The organism is Chitinophaga sp. (genome assembly GCF_036569125.1).
In the GTDB taxonomy this organism is placed as follows: domain Bacteria; phylum Bacteroidota; class Bacteroidia; order Chitinophagales; family Chitinophagaceae; genus Chitinophaga.
Map to the genome: position 1 here is coordinate 1 of NZ_DATCRF010000742.1, position 12,903 is coordinate 12,903.

The following is a 12,903-nucleotide window of genomic DNA, read 5'->3' on the forward strand; positions in this document are numbered from 1 at the left end:
AAGTTGGTGCTGTGCACGCCGGGTACATAAGAGCAATCCGGCAGGGTGGCGGATACTTTGCCGTTCACAAAATCCGTCATACGTTGTGCAGGCGCTACGAATTTACCGCCGCCCATTTTATAGGCCTGCTGCTCTACCTGCTGCTGGTAGTACATGGCAGCCAAAGGGCCTTTATCTGCAAAGGGAGCAAAGTCTGTTTCATCTACCGTTACTACCATACCGGAGTTGGCAAAGGGGTTATTACGTTTGGAGGGCGACCATCCATTCACCACCAGCTCACCAGGATTAGTAGCAGCGGGTGCAATAATGCCACCTGGACACATGCAAAAAGAAAATACGCCGCGCCCTTCTACCTGCTCAACCAAACTATAGCTGGCAGGCGGCAGGTATTCGCCCCGTACCGCGCAATGATATTGCGCACTATCTATTAATGCCTGCGGATGTTCAACGCGTACACCTAACGCAAAGGGTTTGGCTTCAATCAGGATCTTTTGCTGATACAGCATTTCAAAAATATCACGAGCAGAGTGGCCGGTAGCCAGTATGACATGCGCTGCATCAAAGGTATGTCCGGCAGCGGTACTTACACCTGTGATAGCGCCATTCTTCAACTGTAATTGTGTCACCTTTTCATTAAAGTGTACTTCACCACCGCTGTCAATGATCTGCTGGCGCATAGCAGTAATAATATGCGGCAGCTTGTTAGTGCCTATATGCGGATGCGCTTCATACAATATTTTTTCTGCTGCACCAAAATGGACAAAAACGTTGAGCACGCGATCTACATTTCCACGCTTTGTAGCGCGCGTATACAGCTTACCATCTGAATAGGTGCCGGCGCCGCCTTCTCCAAAGCAGTAGTTGGATTCAGGGTTTACCTCACCGTTCTTATTTAATGCAGCCAGGTCGCGGCGGCGGGTGCGCACATCGGGCCCGCGTTCCAGCACAATGGGTTTAAAACCTGCGCTGATGAGGTGTAATGCGGCAAATAATCCTGCCGGCCCTGCGCCTATAATTACTACGCGCGGTGCATTCAGGCCAAGCGGCTCATATGATGGTATGAAAACTTCACGTGCATGGAAAGGCTCATCCACAAATACCTGTAACGTTAATATATAATATACCTGCTGCCGGGAGCGGGCATCAATAGAACGTTTTAAGATGTTGTAACCGGTAATATTCCTGACGGGAATGCCCAGGGATGCTGCAGCCTGTTGGGTGATGGCTGTATCTGAGGCCGCTTCCTGCGGCAATAATTTTAAAGAGAGCTGTTGTATCATGCAGGTTAGGTATTTATCCTAAAACAATGCAGCCATTATGTATGGCAATTATGTATGACCAGGGAAAAAGTGAAAGGTGAAAAGTGAATGAATCACCTCTCACCTTTTACTATTCATTTAAGTAGTTATACTTAGAATTAAATTGAAAGCAAATCGCAAACAATACTTAGAACGGAAGATCATCAGAATCTCCTCCGCTTTGGGAGGCCGGTACTTCCTGGGAGGTATTATAGTTAGGCATGCGGTCTGCACCAGGCGCTGCGCCGGCTACTACAGATTCCATACGCCATGCATCCAGGTTAGTGATATAGTTCACTTTACCATCTTTTTCCCAGCGGGTGCCTTTTATATTAAAATATACTTTTACGGTTTCGCCTTCATTATAACGGTCTACAATACCGGTACGGTCCTGTACGCACTGGAATTTAATATAGTTATTAATAACCCGGCCATTGATATCATCTGATTTCTCAATAACGAACTCCCTTGTTTTAAAGGTTTCACTGCGTTGAACCGTATTATATTTTACGATCAGCTTTCCTATGATTTCAAAACTCATAAAAATAATTTTTTAACTGTTCAGATGCGCCAAAGATAGGCTTTTGAAAGGATTCGCCGGAAAATAAATTTTACACAGGCTATGCACGGCCCGGCGTTCATATAACAAATTTGCACGGTATTTGATATAGGAACGACATTTTTTTTAATGCAGATACTAACATAGTTTTACACCCGCGTTGAACTTTGTTAACGAGTTGTAAACATCATTTTTTTTGTACCATGTTATTTTATCTTTCATATAGCATATCTATGGTAAACAGGTTAATCAAAATTAGAAGCAACTGTATATCAGACCAGTGTATTTTACCTTTATTGTATTAGTGTAATACACAATGAAAATCAACGCATAAACAAAGGAAAAAGCAACACCAAACAGGAGGACAAAGACTGTAAACAGATGGAGATAAACAAGGGTAGGAAAATTTTTTTTTTCAACATTTTCTACAGATATTCGTCGTCCTGTCTGAAAATTTTCCGGCATCCACCGTTGGAAAATTTTGAATTCGAGAACATCCTTAATTAACAACAATATAATTTTTTTAATCTCAATGAATAAAACTTGCGAACAAGTTTGGGAAAGGTGTCTTAATATAATTAGGGATATTGTGGAATGGCAGCCATTTAAAACCTGGTTTGAACCTATTAAGCCCATCAAACTTGAAAACAATGTTTTAACGATCCAAGTCCCCAGTCAGTTTTTTTATGAATATCTGGAAGAGCATTACGTTGGACTGTTAGGAAAAACCATCAAAAGGGAATTAGGTAAAGAGGCAAGGTTAGAGTACAGAATAGTAGTTGAAAATGGAACACCACACCAGCATCCCAAAACGGTGAATATGCCTACGCAGTTCACGAAGCTCCAGAAAGACAGTGAAGTGGACTTCCCGTTAACCATACAAAATCCGGTTAAGAATCCCTTTGTTATACCGGGCATCAAACGTGTACAGATTGACTCACAGCTCAATCCCAACTACACTTTTGATTCCTTTATAGAAGGCGACTGTAACCGTGTAGCCCGCAGGGCGGGTAAAACGGTTTCGGAGAAACCCGGTGGTACTTCGTTTAACCCCCTGGTAGTATATGGCGGCGTAGGCTTAGGCAAAACGCACCTTGCACAGGCCATTGGCAACGAGGTAAAAAGAGTACATCCCAACAAGGCGGTATTATATGTAAGCGCGGAGAAATTCATTAACCAGTTTATTGATCACTCCAAGAACAGTATTATTAATGACTTCATACATTTCTATCAATTGATAGATGTATTGATCGTAGATGATATCCAGTTCTTTGCCCGTGCTGAAAAATCGCAGGATGCTTTTTTTGCCATCTTCAACCACCTGCACCAATCCGGTAAGCAGCTGATCTTAACTTCCGATAAACCGCCCAAAGACCTGGATGGTTTACAGGAAAGATTACTGAGCCGTTTCCGCTGGGGCCTGAGCGCTGACATGCAGGTGCCTGATTTTGAAACGCGCATGGAGATCCTGGAAATGAAGATGCGTAACGATGGGCTGGAGATGCCGAAAGAAGTGATCAAGTATGTGGCTTATAATATACAAAGCAATGTACGCGAGCTGGAAGGCGCGTTAATATCCCTGCTGGCACAATCTTCCCTGAACCGGAAAGAGATTGACCTGGAGCTGGCTAAGCGCGTGCTGAAATCTTTTGTGAAAACATCTTCCAAAGAGATCACCATTGAAAGCATCCAGAAGATGGTATGCGAATATTTTGATGTGCCTTATGATAAGCTGCTGCAGAAAACACGCAAGCGCGAAATTGTACAGGCCCGCCAGATCACCATGTACCTGGCCAAATCATTTACGAAAAATTCTTTAAAGACCATTGGCGAACATTTTGGCGGCCGAGACCACACTACGGTGATACACTCCTGCCAAACGGTAAAAGACCTGATGGATACTGATATTACCTTCCGCGACAGCGTGATCGAATTACAACAAAAAGTGCAACTGGCCGCTATGTAAGCGCGCCCTCCCTATCCCTGCAACATAACCCTGCTAACCTTATTGGAAAAAATGTCCCGGCTCACGCCGGGACATTTTTCTTTTTTTATACTCTGTTAACCCTTAACAATTTCATAAATTCGTTCATGCGTAAAACTTTCCACGCAGTTAATATCTTTGAGGGGCAATAGCCATATGCAATACGAGGCTACGATATGGGACAGGGTTCAACAAGGGGATGCTACTGCATTTCAGCAGCTGTTTGATGAACACTGGGAGCCCCTCTTTACCTATGCCTGTAAAATATTAAGAGATCCCGCCCTTGCCCAGGATACCCTGCAAAGCTTATTCATTCACCTCTGGGAAAAACATAGTACGCTGCCACAGGTAAAAGCCGTAGCCCCTTACCTGCGCCAGGCGCTGCGCAACCGCCTGCTGAACGTATTGCGGGACCAGCAGGTGTATGAGCACCATGTAGCTGCGTTCCGGCAAGCCGCCCTTGATAGCGATAATTCGCTGCTGGAAGCCCTGCAGGGAAAAGAAACCGAACAACAACTATTGCAGTCTATCAATACCTTGCCGGCGAAAATGAAAAATGTATTTTACCTGCACCGTATTGAAAACCTGTCTGTGACTGAAATAGCCGCCCGTACGGGTTCCTCCGAACAAACCATCCGTAACCAGCTGAATACTGCTTTACAACGTTTAAAAACCAGGTGGAATTCAATTGCCTGGTTCTTTTTGTGAGGATATAAAGAGGAGATAGGGTGTTCCGGTTAACTACTGCTTGTGCTTATTACTTATGTACCTGACCTTGCGTTTATCTCATACTTTTAGCATCCTACCTATATAACGCCCAATGTTACCGAATTGTTAAGCCGATTTAAAAAATAGTTAAACCCTTCCGCAGCCGTGTCTTTATCTAAAAGACAGCTGTATCGTGGACAAAGCTACCCTGCTATATTTACTGGATAAGTTCAAACACGGCCTTTGCACGGAGGAGGAGCAGCAGCTATTATACCGCTGGCTGGACCGGCTGGAGCAGGAAGCCCCGGAACAGGCCTTACTTACCACGGAGGAAAAGCAGCAGGTAAAGCGCAGCATGCTGCAGCACATTCTTTCGGCCACGGCCCCCTCCCGCCGCAGGCTGCCAATGCGCTTACGCTGGATGCAGGTAGCAGCTGCCATTGCCGTACTGGCAGGCATCACTTATTTATTACGCCTGCAGCTTACGCCCAGGCAGCCACACTGGCTTACGCAGCAGAACAACAGCACTGCCGTGCAGCGCCTGTTATTGCCGGATAGCTCACTGGTAATGCTGGGCGCACATACCACCCTGCAATACACCCCCAGCGGCAGAACTATTAAATTATTACAGGGCAAAGCATTTTTTGACGTGCGCAGCAATCCGCAGCAACCTTTTACCGTAGAAAGCAATGGCATACATACCACCGTGCTGGGCACCTCCTTTTCTGTAGCTGCTTACAAACAATTGTATGCCTGCCGGGTAACCGTAATAACGGGCAAGGTACAGGTACATAACTATGGCATTTTAACACCCGCACAACGCATTACCATACCAGCCGCAGAAAAAACAGCGCTGCGCGACAGTGTAGCGCTGCCGGATGCGATGGCCTGGGCCAGCGGCACTATTGTGCTGCGTAATGCCAGCCTGCAGCAGCTGTTAGATATGTTACAGGAGCAGTATGGCATTACGGCCCATACACGGCTGAATACACAGCAGGGGAATTACACCCTTCGCTTACAGGCAGCTATGCCTTTGGAGCAGGTATTAACTATCGTAGAAAAAATAAGTTATAAACCAAAAATCCGCTTCCGCATGCAGCAACATCAACTAACTGTCTATTAAGCCTGGCAATAACGCACCACTGACTATTATTTAAGAAAAAACTACAACTACCTGCAGCTCTTAGCGTAAAAAACAAGCACGCTAAAAGCTAATGGCCTTGTCATGACCTTAACAATTACCCATATGGAAAAAAACAGACCACTATTGCATTCCGCTTTTTACCGTTTGGCCTTTGCGGCCTCACTGGCCCTGATGCTGGTGAGCGCAGTAGCCATGGCCTTACCCGGCTCCGCACAGGTGCTTAAAAAAGTAGTACGCCAGCTGCAGGTGCCTGCCGGCAGCCTTTCCAGCGCATTAAAGAAATTAGAGACCACGGCGGGTATCAGCCTGGCCTATGATGAAACAGCCCTGCAAAAAGTATCCGTTACTTCCGGTACTTACAAAGCCAGCGCAGTAGAAGATATTTTGCAGGCGCTGCTGCGTAATACATCGCTCACTTTTGAAGAGCGCTACAACACCATTCTTATTTATGATAAGGAAATGTTGCAGCACAGCTCTGCACAGCAACAGGTGGCGGAAAAGATCACTCTTGCCGGTACAGTAGCAGATAAGAACGGCCCCTTAATAGGCGCCACGGTGATAGTAAAAGGCACAACCATTGGTACCGGTACGGATGCAGGCGGACGTTTTACCCTGTCGGTAACCGCTGCTGACAACCTGGTATTACAGGTTAGCATGGTGGGTTTTAAAACCGCAGAAGTTCCGGTGGGCGCTCAACGCAGCTTCACCATTTTGCTGGAGGAAAATGCGCTGAACCTGGACCAGCTGGTAGTAGTGGGTTATGGCACCCAGCGTAAAGCCACGCTTTCCGGCGCAGTAGCAGATGTGCAGCTGGATAAGCTTAGCTCCCGCTCCCTGAACGACCTTGCAGAAGCCTTACAGGGCAAGGCGCCGGGCGTAGTGGTACAAAACCAGGGCGGTGATCCTACCTCCGTACCTAAAGTATATATACGCGGCCTGGGTGGCATTAACGGCGAAGAACCGCTGTACGTTGTGGATGGCGCCATTTATACCGGCGGCCCTATTAACCCGAATGACATTGCATCCATGAACGTGCTGAAAGACGCTGCTGCCGCTATTTACGGCGCACGCGCATCCGGCGGTGTAGTGATCATTACCACCAAAAAAGGTAAAGAAGGCGCCGCCACCGTTACGCTGGATGCCAAAGCAGGCTTCCAGATGGCGGCAAAAAAATTAAACACCCTTACGGCCAAACAGTTTGCAGACGTAATGAACACGGCTGCTGATGCAGCCGGTAACCCGCGCCTGGATGCATTTGACGCCAGCAAATACCCCGACGGACAAATTACCCGCACCAACTGGCTGGATGAAATTTTCCGTACCGGTAAGATCCAGGACTATAATGTGAATGTAAATGGCGGCAATGCCAAATCACACTACTACATGGGTTTCGGCTACCGCAAAGGCGAAGGTATTTTGCTGAACACTTACAGTGAGCGCTACTCCTTCCGCATGAATTCCGATGCGCAGATCAAGCCCTGGTTAAAGATCGGTGAAAACCTTTCCTACACTTACACCAACGGTAACGGCACCAACACCACCAGCCCTTATACCGGTGTTATTTATACTGCACTGGGTTACCCGCGTAATATAACGCCTTACACCGCCACCGGCGCTTTCAGCGGCATGCCTGAACAATATGCCGGCGCCTATGGCGATCTGGCTAACCCGGTAGCCATCCTGCAACGCCTGGATTATAAAGAGCCGGTAAACAACATTAACCTGAACCCTTATGCAGAGATACAGCTGACCAAAGACCTGCTGTTCCGCTCCAACTTTGCAGTTACCAAATCGTTCGATAACACCAAGAGCTTTACTACCAAAGCGCCGGAGATCGGTAAGATCAGTAACAGCAATGAGCTGCGCCAGCAGATCAACAACTTTTCTGAAATACTCTCTGAACAAACACTGACCTATAACAAACAGCTGGGCGATCATCACCTGAACGTACTGGCCGGTTATACCTTTCAGCAGCATGACGGCGATTTTCTGACCGTGTTTGCCAATGGCTTTAACGATGAACGGAAGGAATACCGTTATTTCGATAACGCCACCATCCTTAACAAACCTTCCAGCGGAAAAGATAAATGGGCTATTGAATCGTTCCTGGGCCGCGTGAACTATGATTACCGGAACAGGTACCTGTTAACAGTGTTAGGCCGCAGGGATGGTACTTCACGCGTAGCAGCCGATCACCGTTATGAAAATTATTACTCTGTTTCAGGTGGCTGGGTGCTTACGGAAGAAGATTTTTTACATGACATTAAATGGCTCAACTTCCTGAAGCTGCGTGGCAGCTATGGCCTGTTAGGCAACCTCTCCAGCCTGCCCAGCAATGCGCTGAACATTCCCATGAAAGCCACGCAGATCTATATGGGCATTGATCCTACACAGATAGGCGGCTATGCGGAAGATGCCCTGTCTAACCCCTACCTTACCTGGGCTAACTCACGCCAGGTGAACATTGGTACCGACATTGGCCTGTTTAACAACAGCCTTTCATTAGTGGCCGATTATTTTGTGAAAACCACGGGAAAAATGCTGATGCAAACCGCACCGCCCAGCACCGCTGGTGTAAGCAATGGCGCATGGAAAAATGCCGGTAAGTTCCGCGACAATGGTATTGAGCTGGGATTGAACTATAACGGCAGCAGCGGTAAAGACTTTCAATACAGCGCAGGCATTACCTTAACCAAGCTGAATAACAAGCTGCTGTCGCTGGATGAAGGCAGAACCACTTTGCCCAACAGCATTAATGTGCGCAGCAGCCTTACCCCCATCCGTATTGAAACCGGCCACCCGCTGTATTCATATTATGTGGTAAGGACCGATGGCATTTTCAAAACACAGGAAGAGGTAAATAATTATAAGAACAAGGACGGTAACCTGATACAGCCTAATGCCAAACCAGGCGATATTCGTTTTGTAGACAAGAACGGCGATGGTATGATCACGAATGAAGACCGGCAGTTTACAGGCAGCCCCTATCCTGATTTCAGCTATGGATTCAGCTTTAACGCCAGCTACAAGGGCTTTGACCTGAACCTGTTTATGCAGGGTGTACAAGGCAATAAATTATTCAACGCGCTGAAGTACACTAACATGAACGCCAGCGTAGGCACTAACTACAACATGCTCAGCGACATTCTGAATGCATGGACACCGGAAAATCCCAACAGCAATATACCACGCATTAATGCCAGCGATGCCAACGGCAACTACGGCACTACCTCCGACTGGTATATTGAGAACGGATCTTACCTGCGCATTAAAAACGTAACGCTGGGCTATACCTTGCCAGGCGCCCTTACTAAACAGGTAGGTTTGAACAGCCTGCGTGTATACGTTACTGCTAATAACCTGTACACCTTTACCAAGTACAAAGGTTTTGATCCGGAAGTAGGTATGGACCAATACGGCATAGACGCCGGCCGCTACCCGCAGGCCCGCAGCATACTGGTTGGGTTGAATGTTAATTTTTAAAGCGGAAAGCATAAAGCTGAAGGCATAAAGCATAAAGCTGAAGACATTTGATGGCTAAAAAACTGAATGATAATATGAAAATGATTATAAATAAAATGCTGCCGGCAGTTATGGCTATAGTACTGCTGGGCGCCTGTAACAAAAAGCTGGACATTGTGCCGGAAGGCGCGCCTACTACCGGCAACTTCTGGACCACTGATAAAGATGCTATAGCCGGCGCTAACGCCATGTATGAGCAGTTCGACGATGAAAACTTTTACGGCCGCGGTTACTGGTGGTTCATTAATGCCAGCGATGATATGGTTACCGGCCGTATAAAAGCGGAAGGCGATAACATCAAGAACTTTAACCGCAACTTTATAGGCGGCTCTTATACGGAAGGACAGTGGAAGCTGCGCTACATTGTGATCAAACGCGCCAATGATGTTATCCTGAAAGTGCCGTCCATTAATATGGACGCCGCGCTGAAGAACCGCATTTTGGGTGAAGCTTATTTCCTGAGCGGTTTAATGTACTTCCAGCTGGCGTATACGTATGGCGGTGTGCCCATCGTTAACCGCGACAGCCTGTTGAATGATAAACCTATTCCCCGTGCAGCCAGCGCGGATATAGTATATGAATACGCGGAGAAGGAATTGAAACAGGCATCTGCCCTGCTACCGTATTTTGACCAGCTGGCGCAGGCCGATTACGGCCGCCCGCACAAAACAGCCGCCCTGGCGTTCCTGAGCAAAATGTTCCTGTATAAAAAAGATTATGCGCATGCGGAACAGTATGCTGATTCTGTGATCCTGAGCGGCAAACACCAGCTGTTGGATAATTTCAGCGATGTGTTCACCATTGCCAATAACTGGTCTAAAGAATACATCTGGAGCGCTTACTCCACCATGAAAGGCACCGGCGGCTGGGGCAGCATATTACCCGGTGTAATGCTGGAAAACAAAGGTTGGGGCAAGTACAACGGCTGGGGTTATTATATGCCTACCAAAGAGCTGTATGACGCCTATGAAACCGGCGACAAACGCAGGGAAGCCACCATTCTTAAACCCGGTGACCATTTCACCTTCTGGGGAAAAGATACCGTGTACGGATCGCTGAACAGCCTTTCCGGCTACCAGTTCCGCAAATACATGGAGCCTTTCAGCTATGCCGGCGGCATTCACCTGAGCCCTAACGGCGACCACCCTACTACGGACCTGTGCGTGCCGCTGCTGCGTTATGCAGAAGTGATCCTAATAAAAGCAGAAGCCAAGCTGATGCAGGGTAAAAATGCAGATGCAGAGATCAACCAGATCCGTCACCGGGCCGGCTTAGCCAATGTAACCAATGCTACCATGGATGAGCTGAAAAAACAGCGCCGCTGTGAGCTGGCCGGTGAGTGGGCCAACCGCCATTATGACCTGGTACGCTGGGGCGATGCGCAGGCAGCCTACAGCAAAGCGCTGCACGGTACCGGTGGACGCGAAGTATGGCCTGCCCGCACTTTTAACCCGGCCATCCATAACGTTTGGCCTGTGCCGCAAAGTGAGATCGATAACAGTGGCGGTGTTGTAACCCAGAACACAGGCTGGTAAACCGCTCATAATTTTTAATAGTATGATCAATTGCGAACTATGAAAGATGATCAAACCGATTATTAAATTCGTAGTTTAATGTGCTGATGTGCTAATATGCTGATGTGCTGGTTTATTTATTAACCTGTTCAGGTCATGAATATTTATTTGATCCATAACAAAAACCGGCACATCAGCATATTAGCACATTATTAATTAACCATCTTTATGCAACAACACATCCGGAATATTTTACTGGCCATCCTGATATTACCCTCCGCCTACGCGCAAACCATTAAGCATACTACTGCCAATGCACATGCACATAACGACTACGAACATCCCCTGCCTTTTTATACCGCTTATTACAAGAATTTCGGCTCCATAGAAGCGGATGTATTTGCCCGCAACGGGCAGCTGTATGTAGCCCATAACGAAAAAGATATTGACAGCAGCCGTACACTGGCCGCTTTATACCTGCAGCCGCTACGGGCCATGATCCAAAAAAACAACGGCAATGCTTTTAAAGATGGCAAACCTTTACAGCTGCTGATCGATTTTAAAACAGACAGTGTGCTCACCATGCAAACCCTGGTGCAGCAATTACAGCAATACCCGGATATTACCGGCAATGCACATGTGCAGATCGTTATCAGCGGCAGCCAGCCCCTGCCGGCAAAGTGGGCGCAATACCCTGCTTATATTTTATTTGACGGCAAACCGGGGAGCTACCCGGAAGGCGCCTTACAACGCATGCCCCTGTTCAGCTATAACTTCCAGGAGTATACGAAATGGAACGGGAAGGGCACAATGGTAGCTGCAGATATAAAGCGCGTACAGTCGCTGATAGACAGTGTGCATCAGCTGCATAAAAAGATCCGTTTCTGGGGCGCGCCGGACAACGTAAATACCTGGATCACACTGGCGCACATGGGCGTGGATTATATTGGCACCGACCATTTGGATGAGCTTTCAAAATACCTGGAAACCCGCCCTGCCGGCGAATACCAGTCTACAGATAATACGCATGCGCTCTACAAAGCACGTTATGTGAATAATGATAAGCTATCCAAAGTAAAGAACGTGATACTGCTGATCGGGGATGGCATGGGCCTTACGGAAATTTATGCCGGCTACACCGGTAACCGCGGGCAACTGAACCTGTTGCAGATGATCAACATCGGTTTTTCCAAAACCAGCTCAGCGGATAGCTATATCACCGATTCTGCTGCCGGCGCTACTGCCATGGCCAGCGGGCAAAAAACCAATAACCGTTACATTGGGGTAGATGCCACCGGCATGGCCCATCCGCCTATACCCCAGCTGATACAGCGTTATGGTATGGAAAGTGCGCTGATCAGCGCCGGCGATATTACGGATGCTACGCCTGCTGCGTTCTACGGCCACCAGGCAGACCGCTCTTTTGAAGATGACATTGCTGCAGATTTCCTGAACAGCCCCGTGAGCATTATGATAGGCGGCGGCAGGCTGCATTTTACACAGCCGCTCAAAGGCCAGCCGCTTACTCCGAAGCTGCAGCAAAAAGGGTTTTCCATTTACCCGCGCTTTGCAGAACTGGACAACATAACAGGCCGCAAATGGCTGTTGCTGGACGATAGCGCCGTGGTACCCGTATTAAAAGGCCGCGGTGATTTCCTGACCCGTTCCTTACAGAAAACCATACATACTTTACAGGATAACAAAAACGGTTTTTTTGTAATGGCAGAAGGCGCGCAGATAGATGCCGGCGGCCATGCCAACAATGTGTCCTATAATGTTACAGAGATGATGGATTTTGACAAAGCGATAGGCGCTGCTATGGAATTTGCAGACAGCAATGGCGAAACACTGGTGATTGTAACCGCGGATCACGAAACCGGCGGACTAAGCCTGTTAAGCGGCGACATACAAAAAGGATATGTAAGCGGCCATTTCAGCACCAATGACCATACGGCTGTAATGGTACCGGTTTTTGCCTATGGCCCGCATTCCCTCGACTTCCGGGGTGTGTACGAGAATACGGCGCTTTTTGAAAAGATCATGAAAATACTATCAGTACGTAAATAAACGCAGCTAATACAGACAATAAATATTGTGCTTACTGCAAAATTATTGCGGCAAGAACTCTCATCTTACACCTGCACCACAAGTACATAGCATAGAAGGGATATAAC

At 47.5% G+C, this 12,903-nt stretch carries 8 protein-coding genes; 6 read left to right on the forward strand and 2 right to left on the reverse strand.

Translation table 11 applies throughout. The features are described from left to right. Together VIM87_RS27485 and VIM87_RS27490 are read right to left on the reverse strand one after the other, a co-directional pair. Positions 1–1,280, reverse strand: a 1,280-nt coding sequence (locus VIM87_RS27485; RefSeq protein WP_332000086.1) for an NAD(P)/FAD-dependent oxidoreductase, incomplete at its 3' end; no start/stop codon positions are given. A gap of 166 nt (positions 1,281–1,446) precedes the next feature. Beyond that, positions 1,447–1,839, reverse strand: a complete 393-nt coding sequence (locus VIM87_RS27490) for a DUF3127 domain-containing protein (protein ID WP_089906378.1) — start codon at positions 1,837–1,839, stop codon at positions 1,447–1,449. A 550-nt stretch (positions 1,840–2,389) separates the two neighbouring features. On the opposite strand from VIM87_RS27490, the gene dnaA reads away from it, so the two are divergent. The 6 genes from dnaA (at position 2,390) to VIM87_RS27520 (ending at position 12,796) form a co-directional block, all read left to right on the forward strand. Then, positions 2,390–3,823, forward strand: a complete 1,434-nt coding sequence (gene dnaA, locus VIM87_RS27495) for a chromosomal replication initiator protein DnaA (RefSeq protein WP_089906380.1) — start codon at positions 2,390–2,392, stop codon at positions 3,821–3,823. Positions 3,824–3,997: 174 nt separating this feature from the next. Continuing rightward, complete coding sequence (locus VIM87_RS27500; protein WP_332000087.1) at positions 3,998–4,549, forward strand: RNA polymerase sigma-70 factor; 552 nt, start codon at positions 3,998–4,000, stop codon at positions 4,547–4,549. Positions 4,550–4,742: 193 nt separating this feature from the next. Continuing rightward, complete coding sequence (locus VIM87_RS27505) at positions 4,743–5,672, forward strand: FecR family protein (RefSeq protein ID WP_332000088.1); 930 nt, start codon at positions 4,743–4,745, stop codon at positions 5,670–5,672. 123 nt (positions 5,673–5,795) lie between these two features. After that, positions 5,796–9,176, forward strand: a complete 3,381-nt coding sequence (locus VIM87_RS27510) for a TonB-dependent receptor (RefSeq protein WP_332000089.1) — start codon at positions 5,796–5,798, stop codon at positions 9,174–9,176. 110 nt (positions 9,177–9,286) lie between these two features. Then, on the forward strand, positions 9,287–10,750 hold the full coding sequence (locus tag VIM87_RS27515; protein ID WP_332000090.1) for a RagB/SusD family nutrient uptake outer membrane protein: 1,464 nt from the start codon (positions 9,287–9,289) through the stop codon (positions 10,748–10,750). Positions 10,751–10,957: 207 nt separating this feature from the next. After that, positions 10,958–12,796, forward strand: coding sequence for an alkaline phosphatase (locus VIM87_RS27520; protein ID WP_332000091.1), 1,839 nt, complete (start codon positions 10,958–10,960; stop codon positions 12,794–12,796). Positions 12,797–12,903 lie beyond the last annotated feature (107 nt).